14 protein-coding genes and 3 pseudogenes are annotated in these 16,485 nt (G+C 62.1%); 6 read left to right on the top strand and 11 right to left on the bottom strand.

Annotated elements, in window-relative coordinates:
- Positions 1-18: 18 nt before the first annotated feature.
- On the bottom strand, positions 19-855 hold the full coding sequence (locus ACK9YZ_RS30640) for a GNAT family N-acetyltransferase (protein WP_416067264.1): 837 nt from the start codon (positions 853-855) through the stop codon (positions 19-21).
- A 310-nt stretch (positions 856-1,165) separates the two neighbouring features.
- Here ACK9YZ_RS30640 and ACK9YZ_RS30635 point away from each other — a divergent pair, with 310 nt between their 5' ends.
- Positions 1,166-1,834 carry a haloacid dehalogenase type II gene (locus ACK9YZ_RS30635; RefSeq protein ID WP_416067263.1) on the top strand — a complete coding sequence of 223 codons (669 nt, stop codon included), beginning with the start codon at positions 1,166-1,168 and terminating at the stop codon, positions 1,832-1,834.
- A 16-nt stretch (positions 1,835-1,850) separates the two neighbouring features.
- Positions 1,851-3,125, top strand: a complete 1,275-nt coding sequence (locus ACK9YZ_RS30630; RefSeq protein ID WP_416067262.1) for an NAD(P)/FAD-dependent oxidoreductase — start codon at positions 1,851-1,853, stop codon at positions 3,123-3,125.
- 110 nt (positions 3,126-3,235) lie between these two features.
- Here the strand turns inward: ACK9YZ_RS30630 and ACK9YZ_RS30625 are convergent, their stop codons facing one another.
- The 5 genes from ACK9YZ_RS30625 to argE all read right to left on the bottom strand — a co-directional run bounded on the left by ACK9YZ_RS30625 (position 3,236) and on the right by argE (position 8,282).
- Complete coding sequence (locus ACK9YZ_RS30625; RefSeq protein ID WP_416067261.1) at positions 3,236-4,693, bottom strand: NAD-dependent succinate-semialdehyde dehydrogenase; 1,458 nt, start codon at positions 4,691-4,693, stop codon at positions 3,236-3,238.
- A 10-nt stretch (positions 4,694-4,703) separates the two neighbouring features.
- The gene (locus ACK9YZ_RS30620; RefSeq protein ID WP_416067260.1) at positions 4,704-5,753 is read right to left on the bottom strand and encodes a tartrate dehydrogenase; all 1,050 of its coding nucleotides are present in this window, start codon (positions 5,751-5,753) and stop codon (positions 4,704-4,706) included.
- An 82-nt stretch (positions 5,754-5,835) separates the two neighbouring features.
- Positions 5,836-6,189, bottom strand: a complete 354-nt coding sequence (locus ACK9YZ_RS30615) for a cupin domain-containing protein (RefSeq protein WP_216759720.1) — start codon at positions 6,187-6,189, stop codon at positions 5,836-5,838.
- Positions 6,190-6,220: 31 nt separating this feature from the next.
- Positions 6,221-7,144: a 2-hydroxyacid dehydrogenase gene (locus ACK9YZ_RS30610; RefSeq protein WP_216759718.1), complete on the bottom strand. Its 924-nt coding sequence runs from the start codon at positions 7,142-7,144 to the stop codon at positions 6,221-6,223.
- Between the two features lie 13 nt (positions 7,145-7,157).
- Positions 7,158-8,282 carry an acetylornithine deacetylase gene (argE, locus tag ACK9YZ_RS30605; RefSeq protein ID WP_416067259.1) on the bottom strand — a complete coding sequence of 375 codons (1,125 nt, stop codon included), beginning with the start codon at positions 8,280-8,282 and terminating at the stop codon, positions 7,158-7,160.
- Positions 8,283-8,512: 230 nt separating this feature from the next.
- On the opposite strand from argE, the gene ACK9YZ_RS30600 reads away from it, so the two are divergent.
- Together ACK9YZ_RS30600 and ACK9YZ_RS30595 are read left to right on the top strand one after the other, a co-directional pair.
- Entirely contained in the window at positions 8,513-9,406 is an 894-nt protein-coding gene (locus ACK9YZ_RS30600; protein WP_416068468.1) for a GNAT family N-acetyltransferase, read from the top strand.
- A 162-nt stretch (positions 9,407-9,568) separates the two neighbouring features.
- The gene (locus ACK9YZ_RS30595; RefSeq protein WP_416067258.1) at positions 9,569-10,990 is read left to right on the top strand and encodes an aldehyde dehydrogenase family protein; all 1,422 of its coding nucleotides are present in this window, start codon (positions 9,569-9,571) and stop codon (positions 10,988-10,990) included.
- Here the strand turns inward: ACK9YZ_RS30595 and ACK9YZ_RS30590 are convergent.
- From ACK9YZ_RS30590 to ACK9YZ_RS30575, 4 genes and pseudogenes are all read right to left on the bottom strand, one after another.
- Complete coding sequence (locus ACK9YZ_RS30590; RefSeq protein ID WP_416067257.1) at positions 10,984-11,913, bottom strand: LysR family transcriptional regulator; 930 nt, start codon at positions 11,911-11,913, stop codon at positions 10,984-10,986. The two genes, ACK9YZ_RS30595 and ACK9YZ_RS30590, sit on opposite strands and share 7 nt — an antisense overlap.
- A gap of 103 nt (positions 11,914-12,016) precedes the next feature.
- A pseudogene (locus tag ACK9YZ_RS30585) lies at positions 12,017-12,541 on the bottom strand (IS3 family transposase); the annotation flags it as partial.
- Positions 12,542-12,904: 363 nt separating this feature from the next.
- The gene (locus ACK9YZ_RS30580; RefSeq protein WP_216760895.1) at positions 12,905-13,444 is read right to left on the bottom strand and encodes a cytochrome b; all 540 of its coding nucleotides are present in this window, start codon (positions 13,442-13,444) and stop codon (positions 12,905-12,907) included.
- A complete protein-coding gene (locus ACK9YZ_RS30575) occupies positions 13,444-14,490 on the bottom strand; it encodes a catalase family peroxidase (RefSeq protein WP_416067256.1) in 1,047 nt (348 codons plus the stop codon). The genes ACK9YZ_RS30580 and ACK9YZ_RS30575 overlap by 1 nt, the downstream gene beginning before the upstream one ends.
- A 211-nt stretch (positions 14,491-14,701) precedes the next feature.
- Between ACK9YZ_RS30575 and ACK9YZ_RS30570 the strand changes: the two are divergent.
- A pseudogene (locus ACK9YZ_RS30570) lies at positions 14,702-15,085 on the top strand (DDE-type integrase/transposase/recombinase); the annotation flags it as partial.
- A 53-nt stretch (positions 15,086-15,138) separates the two neighbouring features.
- Positions 15,139-15,246: pseudogene (locus ACK9YZ_RS30565) on the top strand (transcriptional regulator); the annotation flags it as partial.
- Between the two features lie 164 nt (positions 15,247-15,410).
- Here the strand turns inward: ACK9YZ_RS30565 and ACK9YZ_RS30560 are convergent.
- On the bottom strand, positions 15,411-16,418 hold the full coding sequence (locus ACK9YZ_RS30560; protein WP_416067255.1) for a LacI family DNA-binding transcriptional regulator: 1,008 nt from the start codon (positions 16,416-16,418) through the stop codon (positions 15,411-15,413).
- Positions 16,419-16,485 lie beyond the last annotated feature (67 nt).

Below are 16,485 nucleotides of genomic sequence, written 5' to 3'. Positions count from 1 at the left end.
TTTCAATCTCCTGTATGTTCAGCCGAGTGCCTGGCTGGCAAGTGCGTAGGCCTTATGCCGGAGCTGTCCCCCGTCTTCCGTCAGCGGGCGCCGCATTGTCACGCCGCCACCGACATGGGTAAGGCCGATCTCCGAAAGCCAGGGCGCAAGGCCCGTTTCGCTGCCCGTGTCGACACGGAGGAAGGCGCCCTCGCGGGAGGACGCGAAATAGGCGATCAGGACGCGGGCCGTCTCAACATCCGGTGCAATGATCGGGCCGATGACCTCGCCGCGTCCGAAGGGACGGATGACTGCCCAGGCATCGATCGTATCGCCCTTGCGCACGACGGCGAACCGCCCGTGTTCGAGCAGAGCGTCGATCAGCGCCGAACGGTCGGCTGCATAGGCCTGCCGGTCGAGCGCCTTCACGGCCTCGACATCACCGGCCTGCATGTCTTCGACGCCCTCGGGTCGACCAACCGCCTGCACATGGCCCTGATGCTGCCGGATCGTGCCCGTGGCGACGAAGCCGAGCTGTTCGTAGAGCGGCAAGCCTTCCTGGGTGGCAATGAGGCGCAGCGGCCGCTGCCCGGCGAGTTCGAAGGCGCGCTCCATGAGCTTGCGGCCCATGCCGAGACCGCGCATCGACTTGTCGACGATCACCATGTTGATCGTTGCGTAATCATCGCCGAATGGGGTCATGAATGTCGTGCCGGTAACCCGGCCTTGGTCGTCCACCACGGCCACGCCGGCACTGAGCTGCTGCACCATGGCCCAGTCCTCGGGACGATGCGGCCAGCTTTCGGCGCGCGACAGGGTAACGGCACCATCAAGATGCTCAGGCCCGAAGGTGACGATATCGATTTGCTTCTGCATGGACATGTCCTTTCGTGAGCCAAAGTCTCGGACAGGACGCGGAAGCTATTCCTCTGAATGGTTGCGTTCGCGCACCATCTTCCGCCGAAGCCTGGGGCCGATGCCGCATCTTATGCTGCGGCCCATTCGGGCGAGCCTCCGGCAGGTCGCCAAGATCTCGAAAATTCAGGCCCTTCCAAACAATTGTGTGCCAAACGGGATGGCGGATTAAAAACTTTGTGCTTCCGGACGGGTGAATTCGCGCAATCGAGGCGGGATAAGACCGCTTATGATCAGGGCAACGAAACATGAAAGCCAGAGGAAGAACGTCATGGCCCCCTTTCGCCCGAAATACATCTCCTTCGACTGCTACGGCACGCTGATCAATTTCGACATGGCAGGTGCGGCCCGTGATCTTTACGGCGATCGGCTCGACGAACCGGCCATGCAGAAGTTCATCAAGAATTTCTCCGCTTACCGTCTGGATGAGGTCATGGGCGCCTGGAAGCCTTACGCGGAGGTCGTGCATAATTCGCTGTCGCGCACCTGCAAGGCCAACGGCTTGTCCTTCAAGGACGAAGACGCGCAGATCGTTTATGAGCGCGTGCCGACCTGGGGTCCGCATGCCGACGTGCCTGCGGGTCTCGCGAAAGTCGCTAAGGAAATTCCGCTGGTCATCCTCTCCAACGCCATGAATTCGCAGATCATGTCGAATGTCGAAAAGCTCGGCGCACCCTTCCACAAGGTCTACACCGCCGAACTGGCACAGGCCTACAAGCCGCGCTTCCAGGCGTTTGAATACATGTTCGACATGCTCGGCTGCGGCCCGGAAGACATGCTGCACATCTCCTCTTCATTCCGCTACGACCTGATGTCGGCCCATGATCTCGGCATCAAGAACAAGGTCTGGGTCAATCGCGGTCACGAGCCCGCCAACCCGTATTACGGCTATACCGAGATCGCCGACATTTCCGGCCTGCCGGGTGTTGTGGGTCTCTGACCAGAAAGCGGAAGCGATGAAATTCGTCTCCTATTGGCATGACACCGCGCCGGCCTTTGCCGGGGCTGCCCAAGGTCCGGTCAGCGGGCACTATGATGTTGCGGTGATCGGCGCGGGTTTTACAGGGCTTGCGGCCGCGCGGCAGTTGGCAAGAGCGGGGGCGAAGGTCGTCGTGCTGGAGGCGGAGCGCGTCGGCTTTGGCGCCTCCGGCCGCAATGGCGGTCATCTGAACAACGGGCTCGCGCATAGCTATCTCGGCGCGAAAGCCGAGCTTGGCAAGGAGCGCGCCATCGCGCTCTATCATGCGCTGGACGATTCCATCGACACCATTGAGGCGCTGATTGCCAAAGAGGGTATCGACTGCAACTTCCGCCGTGCGGGCAAACTGAAGCTCGCCTCCAAGCCCAAACATTTCGAGGCGATTGCCCGCAATTTCGAGGCGCTGAACAAGGAATGCGATCCCGACACAGCGCTCTTGTCGCCGGAGCAGCTCAAGGGCGAAATCGGCTCGCCCTTCCATGGCGCGATGCTGTCGAAGAAGAGCGCCATGATGCATATGGGCCGCTATGTCGTAGGGCTGGGGCAGGCCGCTGTCCGCCATGGCGCCACGATCTTCGAAGGAACGACGGTGACCGGGCATCGCGAGGTCAACGGGACGCATACGTTGCAAACCTCCCGCGGGAGCGTCACCGCCGCCAATGTCATTATCGCGACGGGCGCCTACACGACGAAGAACTTCGGCTGGTTCCGCCGGCGCATCATTGCGGTCGGCAGCTTCCTGATTGCCACGCGCCCGCTGACGGACAGCGAAGCTCAGGCCGTGATGCCGGGTAACCGTACCTGCGTCAACACGATGAATATCGGCAATTACTGGCGTCTTTCGCCCGACAATCGACTGATCTTCGGTGGGCGCGCCCGGTTCTCGGCGACGTCCGATCAGCGCTCGGATGAGAAGAGCGGCGCGATCCTGCGCGAGAGTATGGAACTCATCTTCCCGCAATTGAAGGGCATCGATATCGACTATTGCTGGGGCGGCCTCGTCGACATGACGGCCGACCGTTACCCGCGCGCCGGCTTCCACGACGGTCTCTGGTACGCGATGGGCTATTCCGGCCACGGCGCACAGCTCTCCACCTATCTGGGCATGATGGTCGCCGACGCCATCGTCGGCAAGGTCGATCGCAACCCGATGCAAAACTACCCCTGGCCCGCCGTTCCCGGCCATTTCGGCAAGCCCTGGTTCCTGCCGCTGGTGGGGCAATATTACAAGATGCTCGACAGGTTTCAGTGATAGTCCTCCCGAGTCAAACTTGAGGCGCGGATTGGAAACAATCCGCGCCTTCTTTTTGCCCGCCCGAACGAAAAGGGGCGGTCTAGCTAGCGACCGCCCCTCGCATATCCTCAAGCCAACCCGCCCATATGGAAACTCTTCGTTTCCAGGTATTCCTCGATGCCCATTTGCGCGCCCTCGCGGCCAAGGCCGGATTGCTTGACGCCGCCGAAGGGGGCGACTTCCATGGAGATGAGGCCGGTGTTGAGGGCGACCATGCCGAATTCCAGCGATTCGCCGACGCGCCAGGCGCGTTTCATGCTCTCTGTGTAGAAATAGGAGGCGAGACCGAAGGGCGTGCCGTTGGCGATGGCGATGGCCTCTTTTTCCGTCTCAAAGCGGAATAGGGGCGCGACGGGGCCGAAGGTTTCTTCCGTCGCGAGCAGCATTTCGGTCGTCGCACCGGTGAGGACGAGCGGGGCCGTGTACTGCTTGCCGTTCGGCATCGCGGGTGTTTCGGTGATGATCTTGGCGCCCTTGGAAAGAGCGTCCGCAACGTGGCGCTCGATCTTGTCGATGGCGGCGGCGTTGATCATCGGGCCGATGGAGACACCGGCTTCCGTGCCCGGACCGACCTTCATCGCGTCGACGCGGGCCTTCAGCTTGGCGGCAAAGGCATCGTAGACGCCCGACTGCACGAGAATGCGGTTGGCGCAGACGCAGGTCTGGCCGCCATTGCGGAATTTCGAAGCAAGCGCGCCTTCAATGGCCAGATCGAGATCGGCATCGTCGAAGACAATGAACGGCGCGTTGCCGCCAAGCTCGAGGCTTAGCCGCTTGACGCTGTCGGCGGCCCCGCGCATCAGCAGCGAGCCGACGCGGGTCGAGCCGGTGAAGGAAATCTTGCGCACGGTCTCGTTGGCCATTAGCTCGTCGCCGATCTCGGATGGCATGCCGGTGACGATGTTGATGACGCCCGCCGGTATGCCGGCGCGTTCGGCAAGAACCCCGAGTGCCAGCGCCGAATAGGGGGTGAACTCGGACGGTTTGATAACGACCGTGCAGCCGGCGGCGAGCGCCGGCGCCACCTTGCGGGTGATCATCGCATTGGGGAAATTCCACGGCGTGATGATGCCGCAGACGCCGACCGGCTCCTTCAGCACGAGAATGCGGCGGTCGCGGGCCGGCGACGGGATCGTGTGGCCATTGATGCGGCGGGCTTCCTCGGCAAACCATTTGACGAACGAAGCGCCGTAGCGGATTTCGCCGCGCGCCTCGTCCAGGGGCTTTCCCTGTTCGGCGGTCAGGATCAGCGCCAGATCCTCGACGTTTTCGATCATCAGATCGAACCACGTTTCGAGGAGAGCCCCGCGTTCGGCATTGGTCTTCTTCTTCCACGTCCCGAAGGCAGCCTCCGCCGCGACGATGGCCGCACGGGTTTCCTCGCCGCCCATGTCGGGAACGGTGCCAATGGCGTCTTGCGTTGCCGGGTCAATGACATCGACGGTCTTGCCCGAGCGGGCGGCGATCCATTCGCCATTGATGAGACCGGCCTGGCGGAGAAGGCTCTGGTCCTTGAGGTTCAGCATGACTTTCTCCTTATTCAGCGGCGAGGGCAGCGATCACAGCCCTCGTGATCGTGTCAGTCGAGTCCTTGCCGGGAACCGTGCCGATGCCCTTCGCGGTGACGGCGGAAAGGGCGGTCATCACGCGGGCGGCGGGGTCCTTTTCACCCAGGTGATCGAGCATCATCGCGCCGGACCAGATGGTCGCCATGGGGTTTGCAATCCCCTTGCCGGCAATGTCCGGGGCGGATCCGTGGACAGGCTCGAACATGGAGGGCGCAGAGCGATGCGGGTTGATATTGGCAGACGCCGCAAAGCCGAGGCCGCCCTGAATGGCCGCGCCTATATCTGTCAGGATATCGCCGAAGAGATTGGAGGCGACGACGACGTCGAGGCTTTCCGGTTCCATGATCATGCGGGCGGAGATGGCATCGACATGATAGCTTGTCACCGCGACATCCGTATATTCGGCCGCAAGTTTCCGGGTGATCTCATCCCAGAAAACCATGGAATGTTTCTGCGCATTCGACTTGGTGACGGAGGCGAGTTTGCCGCGGCGCGTGCGGGCCTGCTCGAAGCCGAAGCGTAGGATGCGTTCGACAGCGGTGCGGGTGAAGATCGCCGTTTCCACCGCCACTTCATCTTCCGTACCCTGATGAACACGTCCGCCGGCGCCTGAATATTCGCCCTCGGTATTCTCGCGAATGCAGAGAATGTCGAAAGCTTCCGCCTTAAGCGGACCTTGCACCCCCGGCAGGAGCCGGTGCGGGCGGATATTGGCATATTGCACGAAGGTCTTGCGGATCGGCAGAAGCAGCCCGTGCAGCGAGATCGAATCCGGCACTTCCGCCGGCCAGCCGACCGCGCCGAGAAGAATGGCATCGAAGGCGCGCAGGGTCTCGATCCCGTCTTCTGGCATCATCCGGCCGGTTTCTTTGTAGAAGGCGCAGGACCACGGGAATTCCGTGCCGGAAAGGGCGAAGCCGGAATGCTCGGCAACGGTTTGCAGCACGCGCCAGGCGGCATCGGTGACATCGCGGCCGATGCCGTCGCCAGGGATCAATGCGATCCTGTGGGTCTTCATGGCTGATACTTTCTCGATAACTGAAGAGAACGCTGCTCTTCTTTTGATTGGCTAGGACGGTCGCGCCCATGGGGCGCCATTGTCAGTTGACGACGACGTAGATCTTGCGAACGGTCTCGATCGTCTTCCAGACGCCGACAAAGCCAGGCTTCATGACAAAGCTGTCGCCGGCCTTGTAGATGACGGGTTCACCGCCGGCGGGGGTGATTTCGACGACGCCGGAGAGGATGTGGCAGAATTCGAAAACCCCGCCCTTGATCGACTTCGTCTCGCCCGGCGTTGCTTCCCAGACGCCGGACAGCACAAGGCCGTCCTTGGCCTCATCCATGGCCCAGGTCTTGAAGGTGGGGGAGCCGGCAATCAGGCGCTCAGGCAGCGGCGTGGATTCGCGCGGGGCGAAAGTCGGGTTCGGGTCGAGGGTCTTCAGAAGAGACATGCGGGTTCCTTTCAGGAGAGGGTTCTTGTGTTCAGTAACCGCGCGCCCGATCGACAAGGCCGATCGGATCGCGGCCGGCCAGATGAAGCCGGATGTTTTCGATGACCGCACGCGCCGCACTGGCGGGCTGCGTGACGCTTGCGACATGCGGGGTGAGGATGATCTTCGGATGCATCCAGAAAGGGTGATCTTCCGGCAGCGGTTCGGGATCGGTGACGTCGATCATCGCGCCGCTCAGATGGTCGCGGTCGAGCGCTGCGAGCAGGGCCGCGTGATCGAGCTGGGGGCCGCGCCCGACATGGATCAGCCGCGCGCCCTTCGGCAGACTGGCAAAGAGGCCGGCATTCAGGAAGCCACGGGTTTCTGCGGTCAGGGGGAGAAGGCAGGCGAGAATATCGGTTTCGGCCAACATGGCGCAAAGTCCGCTTGCCCCGTGGTGGCAGGTCACGCCGTCGAGGTCACGCGGACTGCGGCTCCAGGCTGCAAGCGGGAAACCGAGAGGCTTGAGGCGTTCGAGAACAGCCTGTGCCAGCACGCCCAGGCCGAGAATGCCGATCCGTCGGTCCGCTGCCTGGCTCTGGGGCAGGGGCGCCCAGCGTCTGTTGCGCTGGTGGTCGAGATAGGCGGGAAGGTTGCGATGGAGCGCGAGCGTCGCCAGGAGAACATATTCCTGCATCATCCGGACGATTCCGTCCTCGACCATGCGCACGATCTTCACATGTTCGGGAATGCCGGCAAGATCGAGCTGATCGACGCCCGCCCCGATCGAGAAGATGATCTCGAGATTGCGATAGCGGGTCAGGTCTTTCGGCGCGGTCCAGGTGATCAGGTAGCGGACCTCATCCGGATCGGCGCCTTTGGCGTCCATGCTGAAAGGAATGCCGGGCAATTCCCGAGCAAAAGCGTCCGCGAAGATCGCGCCGCGCACGCCATCGGAGTTGAAGAGAAAGGTCATGGGGCCTTCTCCGTCACGCGGCACAGCGCGCGCCAAGCGCTTCGAGGAAGCGCTGGCAGGCGGCAAGTTCGCTGTCGAGGATGAATTCATCCGGCTTGTGCGCCCGGCCGATATCGCCGGGCCCGCAGATCACTGAATCGACGCCGGCGGCCTGATAGAGCCCGGCTTCGGTGCCATAGCTGACCGCTCCAAGCGGCGGCTCGCCGGTCAGGTCCGACACAAGGTGAGCGAGCGCGCTTTCCGGTGAGAGTGCCAGTGCGGGATAGGCGCTCAACTCCTCCCACGCGACCGTGAACCCGTTTGCGCGGAGCGCTTCGGCACTTGCGCGGATCGGCGCGAGCAGCTCGCGCGGGGAAACTCCCGCAATCGCGCGGGCCTCAAGCTCGAGGCTGCAGAGGTCCGGGATGATGTTGATTGCCTTGCCGCCGACAATCACGCCGGCCTGCAGCGTGGAATAGGCGGGCTCGAAGGCGGCATCAAGGGCCCCCTCAGTGAGGCGCGCGGCTTCCTCGACCACGACATGGAGGACTTTTGCGATGGCATGAATGGCGTTCAGCCCCAGATCGGGCCGCGAGGAATGGCCGGCGCGACCGCGGACGGTGATCCGCGCCGCGGACTTCCCCTTATGGGCGAGCACGGGACGCATATTGCTCGGCTCGCCAATGATGGCCCCGAGCGGGGGGCAGCAGAGTTCCGGCAACCGGGCGATGAGATGCTGCACGCCCCGGCAGCCCGCTTCCTCATCATAGGAAAAGGCGAGATGGATCGGACGCTTCAAACCCGCCTTCACCAGTTGCGGCACGGCGGCAAGCGCTGCGGCGAGATAGCCCTTCATGTCGGTCGTCCCGCGTCCGAAAAGCTTGTCACCATCGCGGCGAAGGGTGAAGGGCGAGGAGGTCCATTCGCCGGCATCGGCCGGGACGACGTCCATGTGTCCGGAGACGATATAGCCCGGCACATCCACCGGCCCGATCGTCGCGAGAAGATTGCTGCGGTCGCCCTCGGGGCCGGCCAGAACCTTTGCGTTCACGCCGTGTCCGTCGAGATAGGCAACGATCCACGCGACGATCGCGGCGTTCGGCGTGCCCACGACGCTATCAAAGGAGACCAGCTTTTCCAGAATGTTAGTCGCGTTCATCACTTCCCCGATGCGGCCGCCAGCCGTATTTGGCATGGTTCGACGGCTATCAAGCATGGCCTGTTTCTGCGGGATGGGATGCCGAACGCACGGCCGTTTCGGTGAAAAGTTGCGCAGCGCCGCAGATTTCGAGCAAAATCTGCGGAACGGTCGGCTTATGATAAAGGAACTGTCCGCACCCACGGGTGCAGGATGTTCAGAAATTGATCGAGGACATGCGTGTGGGTGAGATGCTGAAGCCCGGCGAAAGAAACCAGATTGACGCCTTCGCGATGCAGATCGGCGATGTGGCGGCGGCAGACCTTAAGCAGCTTCATGCGCTGTCGATTTCGGTCGGCTGGCCGCACCGCGCCGAGGACTGGCAGTTCCTGCGTGAGGTCGGCAAGGGCGTCGTTGCGACCGACGACATCGGCCGCATCATGAGTTCCGCCATGTGGTTTCGCCAGTCGCCCGCGCTTGCGACAATCGGCATGGTCATCACCTCGCCGCGCCTGCAGACGCAGGGCACCGGCCTCTGGCTGATGGAATCTGCGCTTCAGGATCTTGAGGGCGTCGACCTGCGCCTCAATGCGACACGGGCTGCTCAGAGGCTTTACCTGTCCCTCGACTTCATGCCGGAAAAGAAGGTCTATCAGTGCCAGGGCATCGTCACCGATGCGCCCAGCGAGCAGGATTTCTCCGGCGACTTGCGGGTCCTGGGCCCTGATGATCTCGCCGCGGTGACGGCGCTGGATGCTGCGGCCTTCGGCGTCGTGCGCGCAGGGGTCATCGAAAAGCTCATGGCCCATTCGCGAGGCTACGGACTTTTCCGCGATGACGTGCTGAAGGCCTTCGCACTCTGTCGCCGTTTCGGACGTGGCCATGTCGTCGGCCCGATCGTGGCCTCGGACGACGAGGAGGCCATCGCTGTCGTCTCGCCGCATATCCGCGATCATGAGGGCCGGTTCCTGCGTCTCGATACGCATTTCGAAACCGGTGATTTTGCGCTCCTCGTGGTGCGCAGCGGCCTCGCCGTTTACGATACCGTGCTGACCATGTCGCGCGGCAAGCGGCTTGCGGATTTTACCACGGGAGAGGCGAGTGCGCCGATGACCTACTCACTGGCTAGTCAGACACTCGGCTGATCATGCCGAGGCGACCGGCGGACCCTCAGATTCGGGCTGCCATTGTTAATCCCAGCCTTAACCGGGCATTCAGGCGAGATCGGTTGTCGATCTCTTACCCTTTCAGTCACCCTGCTCGAAACGCACGGAATGCGGCGGGCAGGACCAAGAGAAGGCGCAGCGATGAAACGAGAGAACCAGTTTTACATCAACGGCGAATGGCAGGTCTTTGCCGATGTGAACGTGCTGCCGGTCGTCGATCCCGCGTCTGAACAGGTCACCGGCCACGTCCCTGCCGGTAGCGCCCGTCACGTCGATCTTGCCGTGGCCGCCGCGCGCAAGGCCTTCGCGGCCTTTGCGCAATCGCCGGTTCCGGAGCGGCTCGCGCTCCTGAAAAGAATGCATGCGCTCGTCATGGAGCGCGCCGAGCTGTTCGCCCAGGCCATGGTAAGCGAAATGGGAACGCCGATCAGCTTTGCGCGGTCGTCGCAGGTGTTCTTTGCCGCCGAACACATTCGCGTCCAGATCGAGACGCTCGAGACATATCCGTTCCTGTCGATGAAGGAAGGCCTGGCGACGGCGAAAGAGGCCATCGGCGTCTGTGCCCTTATTACCCCTTGGAACTGGCCTCTCTACCAGATCACCGCCAAGGTGGCGCCGGCAATTGCCGCCGGCTGCACGATCGTCCTGAAACCCAGCGAGCTGTCGCCCTACAGCGCATTGCTGTTTGCCGAGCTGATGCATGATGCCGGCACGCCGCCCGGCGTGTTCAATCTGGTCAGCGGGACGGGCGAAGCGGTTGGCGCGGCCCTGTCCAGCCATCCGGAGGTGGACATGATCTCCATTACCGGCTCGACGCGCGCAGGCGTGTTGGTCGCCCAGGCGGCCGCGCCCACCATCAAGCGCGTGGTGCAGGAACTTGGCGGCAAGTCGCCGAACATCCTGCTGGACGATGCCGATTTCGAAGTCGCGGTCCCGAAAGGCCTGCAGGCGGGCATGCGCAATGCCGGCCAGTCCTGCAGCGCGCCCACACGGATGCTGGTTCCCGCACATCGGCTTGCCGAGGTGGAGGAACTGGCGCGCAACACCGTCCATGCCATGGTGGTCGGCAATCCGCGCGACGCCGCGACCACGATGGGGCCAATCGCCAACCGCGCCCAGTTCGATCGCGTCCAGACCATGATCCGGGCGGGCATCGACGGTGGAGCGAAGCTCGTGGCCGGCGGGCTCGGCCGGCCGGGCGGGATCGAGGCCGGCCTCTTCGCCCAGCCGACAGTCTTTTCCGACGTCACCACCGACATGCGGATCGCGCGCGAGGAAATCTTCGGCCCCGTCCTGGCGATCATGCCCTACAAGGACGAGGAAGAGGCTGTCGCCATCGCCAACGACACGGTCTACGGTCTCGGTGCGCATGTACAGTCGGGCGATATCGACCGGGCGCGACGCGTGGCTGGCCGCATCCGCGCCGGTCAGGTTCATATCAATTATCCAGCCTGGAACGGCGCCGCGGCATTCGGCGGCTACAAGCAGTCGGGCAACGGCCGCGAATACGGCGTCCATGGGCTTGAGGAATATCTGGAGACGAAGTCGATCCTCGGCTATTGACGGTCGGAGGCGATACCGCCGCTTCGCCATGGCGGCGGCTTGAGCGCGTGACGCAGGAGCTTCAGGAAAGCGGTGGACCGGGCGCTCCGCCCGTGCCTCGATCCCAGCATGGCGACGATGTCGGCCGTGGGAAGCTGCCAGTCGGGCAGCACCTCTTGCAATCGGTCGGCGGCGAGGTCTTCCGCCACGCTCCATTCCGAGCGCATCATCACGCCCTGGCCCGCCAGCGCCCAGTCCCGGATGACCGACCCATCATTGCTCGACATGACCGGATTGATGCGCACCGTTGCAGTCTCCTGTCGCGGCCCGGTGAACCGCCACAACGTCACGTCCTCGTCGTTCTCGCGGACGGCAAGGCAGCGATGTCTGACGAGATCTGCCGGCTCGGAAATGGGCGGCGCGGATGCAAGATAGTGCGGACTGGCGCAAAGAATGCGCCGGTTCTGCGCCAGTGTCGTGACCACCTGGTCAAGGTGTCCCCGCGCCCCGATGTGAATGATCACCTCGAAGCTCTCCATGAGCAGCGCTGACGGGTGATCTGACAGTTCCAGCGTGGCGAGCGCGCTCTGATGCTCGCGTGCAAACGCCTCCACGACGGGGGCGACATATTGCCTGCCGAACCCATGGGGGGCTGCGATCCTCAAATGTCCCCGCACGACACCCCTGCGGTCGGCCAGGGCTTCCGCCAGCTGGTCGATGACGTTGCTGACCAGAACGCTGTGCGACGCGACGAGCGAACCCTCTTCGGTCAGGAGCAGGCTTTTACCCGTTCGGTCGATCAGCCTGACACCCACTTTCTCTTCGAGCGCACGCAGTCGCTGCGTGACGGCCGGCGGCGTCACGTTGAGCTTGCGCGCACTTTCCGCCAGGGACCGAGATCCGGCAAGGACCGAGAAAAAGGCGAGATCATCGGATGTCAGCATTAAGGCTATCCTGAATTCTATATTCCGCCAGCATTAATGTTCATCTTCAGTGTCCGGAAGCAAGACTGCCGAACCGGAAATTGTGGCAATGGCTCCCCTTCAGCAGCGCCTGGTCGAGGGCATCGAGCACAAAGCCCGCATGAGCGGTCCGGCTTGCCCGCCAACCGACAATGCGGCGTGCAAAGGCATCGATGACGAAGGCCACGTAGACGAAGCCCTGCCAGGTCGCCACATAGGTGAAATCGGAAAGCCACAGCATGTTCGGCGCGGGAGCAAAGAACTGCCGGTTCACGCGGTCGAGCGGGCATGGAGCGGCCTTGTCGCTGATCGTCGTGCGGATCGGCTTGCCCCGAATGATGCCCTGAAGACCCATTGCCCTCATAAGCCGAGCGACGGTGCAGCGGGCGGTATCGAAGCCCTCTCGCTGCAACTGCCGCCAGACCTTGCGCACGCCATAGACCTGGAAGTTCTCATTGAACACCCGACGTATCTCGATCTTCATGGCGATGTCACGACGGGCGCGGGCCGACAGTCGACCCACGGCCGTGCGCTTGGCAACGACCTCGTAGTAGGTGGATAGGGCAATCGGCAGCAGCCTGCAGATCGGCTCGACCCCGAACACGCCTCTGGATAAAGACGCCGATTCAATACGTTACGCGTTCTTCACGGGGGACTCTTTGATCGAGCAAAGAAGGAGGAAGGGCATCCGCATCATGAGACATGATATCCATCGCGCCCCTGCCGAAGCGGTGGCTTGGGAAGACGGCAAACTCAGGCGGTTGGCTCGTGTCGATATGCGGCGCGATCTGTTGGAGGCATCCTCGATAAAGCTATCGAGGAAGGATATCGTGGTAATAGAGTTGAACATACGATCGACGCGGGTGTGCTGGCCCAGCTTTAGCCAGCGGCTTTCTACGTTGAGATGTGGATTCCGTATCAGCGGCGAGAGCTAGCTCTTTGGCAAAATACCCAAACTCACACGAACAAAACCCTATTTGCCCGGCAACATCGTCTCAAGGACGCCGTCGCGACGTACCAGCCCGTGGAAAAGTGCTGCAGCGAGATGCATCAGCACGAGCGCGAAGAACGCAAAGGCCAGATAATAATGCGCGCTCCAAAGCAGTGCGTGCAGGGTATCGCTCTGCGGCAGTATCGGCGGGAGATTTACTCCCCCAAACAGCACGATCGGATATGCGGCGGCAGACAGCATCGCCCATCCGATTAACGGCATCCCGATCATCAGCGCGTACAAGCCGATGTGGGACAGATGCGCGGCAAGCTTCATCGGCTCAGGCAGATCTGCCGGCAAGGGAGGAGCGCCGGATAAGATGCGGACTACCAGGCGAACCAACGCAAGGACGAGGATGACGGTCCCGAGCGTCTTATGCGTCACCAGGAGAGGCACATACTCCCGTCCAATGGTGGAAACCATTCCGACGCCGATGAAGAGCATCGCGAGGATGCCGATCGCCATCAGCCAGTGCAGCACGCGCTGGACGGTCGTGAAACGGGTCTTGATGCTAGCGTTCATCATGGCTTCGCGCTCGCTCCAGTTCGGGGATAGTTGGCGGCTTCCGACGTTCGCAGATCATAGGATCTGGCGTAGGCCGCCGAACGGGCTGCTGGGAACGGGTCGTCGGAAACCTTGATGCCATTGGGTAGGATGGTCGGGTCAAAGTTAATATCGCGGCATGGGCCGTCCGACTCGCGCTCGATTTTCTGCACGATCAAAGTTCCAGCCTCGATGGTAGGTCGGCTAGGTGGCCAGGCCTTGGTGGGATCCGACGTCGGATCGGAGGGATCGGCCACGGTCAACACGAGCGTCCAACGCTGAGGCGAACGCGCAACCCGTTCGGTGATGTCTTCTTCGAGGTGATTTGCGCCGAGCTTGGCGAACTCCTCGGCCGAAATAGGCGCGGGCTGCGCCTCCGGTCTCCATGACCAGCGCACGGCGTGCTCGGCGCCCGAAGCATTCGTGAAGATGAAAGCATTGAGGCTGTTGAACGTTACCTCCGCATAGCTGGCCATCCAGGGGGCCTTTGTAGCCCACTCGCCGAACGAGGCGAATTCTGGATGGGCGCCAACGAAGTCTTTCATCGCGTCCGGCTCCTTGCTCGCGGACGCCTTGAGCAGGTCGTAGAAGCCTTGCGGGGTGGAAACCGCAAACACGGGAGGATCGATCATGGCCATTCGCCAGACGTCGCCGTCGGGCGCCGAGATCTGTACGCCGATGCCGCGAACCCGAACCGTCGCATCGGCGGCGTTTGGGTCGGGTGTCGCAAGATTTAAGCGGCCGAGTACAGGGTATTGACCAGAGACGAAGATGGACGCCTTCGAGATCGCGCTGCCGTTTCCGTTCGCTTCGAACGTGCCGGTAAAGCAGACGCCCTTGGCGTGGTTTCGCCGATGCCCGAGAGCGGCTCCGCCAGGAGGCGCCAAGGCGCTGACAATTTTCGTCGGCGTCAGGCGATTAGGCGAGAGCCACCCCGCGGTGTAGGCGAACGCTCCAACGCTGAAGCCCACGACTGTCGCTATCAACACGAGGGATCCTAGAGTGGAACGCTGCGGGGTTGGCATTCAACAGTCTCCGTCGTGGCGTTAGGCGTTATTGCGACCGTGGAGATGGCACACAGGGAGGATGCCATCGCCGATCTGAGAGGTCAAATGCTCGTGTGAGACTTTCGGAGACTTCTTCCGGCGCACAAATGCAATCACATCAGGACCGCGCCGCATCCTCGGCAAACTATTCAGATTTCCGCGTCGGACTGGCGTCCAAAAATGCCTTACCGTTCAGATTCGCCGCAACACCCAGGCAGCCAAGCGATTGCTGGTCCGTTTGCTGAAGAAACAGGGCTTGGCGCCCTGGCGCATCATCACCGACAAGCTGCGATCCTATGGCGCCGCCCGGCCTCAGGTCATGCCCACCGTAGAGCATCGGTCTCATAAAGGCCTGAACAACAGGGCCGAGAATTCGCATCTGCCATTTCGGAAGCGTGAACGAACCCGGCAAGGATTTCGGTCGATCGGGTCGCTTCAGCAATTTGTCTCGATCTTCTCAGCCGTTTGAAACCATTTCGTTCCCGCCAAATCAAATCGCCCGGCTGCCCAGATCCGATCCTTCCGCCAAGCCGCCACTACCCAATGGAGGATGGCCGCGCTGCAACTCGCCTGAAATCCAACTTGCGGCTTCCATGCGCCCGCACGTAAAACAATGTGACAGTACCGGAAAAGTGGATTGCGGGCGTCCAGGCCGGGATCGAGGACGCTGACAGGGGCGAATTCGCAACCGACGAGGAAATCGCCGCCGTTTTGAATAAATACAGTCAGGCGTAACGTGCGCATCGTCTGGACGAGACGCTATCTACGGGAATTGGGGAACGCAATCCGCGCGCGGCTACCCGAGTGGTGAATGACATTCACACAAAAACCGGCAAACTCCTCTCAGCGAATCCCTTCATTGGCCGCCAAGGTGAGATCAAAGGCATTGGCGAGCTGGGTTATTCCGCGGAAGATACGCCCGTGATCTCGGGAACGAAGGAAAACACCTTTTGAATGGAGGGGCGGCCGGCGCTCACTGCCTCACGTGCTAGTTTTCCGGCGATCTCGCCGATGATGCGGCGGGGTGATTTCGAGGTCGCGATTCTTGCCGGCAAGGCATGCGCGAGCTCCAATCCGTTGAACCCGGCGATCAGAACGTCCTCAGGACTTGCAATGCCGAGTTCCATGCATGCAAACAGCCCGCCGGTCGCCATGTCGTCGTTGGAATAATAGATGCAGTCGATTTGCGGTCTATCCGCCAGCATTGAGGCCGTGAGGCGCTTTCCGAGCGCGACCGAGGAGAAGGCTTCGTCCAGGCGGTGCTCGACGAAACTGAGACCGCCGCACTCGCGCAGAGCTTTTTCGAAACCGGCCTTCCGCTTGGCTGCACGCAAGTCGCGCGAAAGCGCGCTTCCCACATAGCCGAAACGCAGGCGGCCCGCCGCGATCAGCGCTCTTGCCATATCCTCTCCTGCACGCTTGTGCGAAAGTCCGACGTTGAAATCGACCGGCGTGCCGTCGAGATCCATGATCTGGATGACAGGAATGGTTGCGTTCTGCAGCATGCGGACCGTCTCTTTCGGTTGGTCGAGACCGGTGACGATAATGGCGCTCGGTTGCCAGGAGAGCATGTCGCGGATGATCGTGCGCTCCTTGTCCGTATCATAATCCGATATGCCAAAGACCGCCTGCATGCCCGAATCTTCCAGCGCCGCCGAAATGCCGGCCAGAACTTCGGGAAACACGATATTGGACATGCTGGGTACGACCACCGCGAGCAGATTGGTATTCTGTGAGGATAGGGAAAGCGCAAGCCGGTTGCCCACATAGCTCAGGCGTTCGGCCACATCGAGAACCCTTTCGCGGGTTTCCTTTGAGACATCACCGGCGCCACGAAGCGCGCGCGAGGCTGTCATCTTGCTGACGCCGGCTGCAATGGCAACTTCTTCCAAGGTAGGTTTGCGCATTCCGAAAGGATCCTCGATGACCGCGAGCGCTTAACGCCTCGCAAGCCCGTCATACGGCTTTTGTGGG

Source organism: Rhizobium sp. ZK1, assembly GCF_047782645.1.
Classification (GTDB): Bacteria; Pseudomonadota; Alphaproteobacteria; order Rhizobiales; family Rhizobiaceae; genus Rhizobium.
The sequence above is the reverse complement of the archived record's forward strand: the minus strand, read 5'-3'. Positions and strand labels throughout refer to the sequence as shown.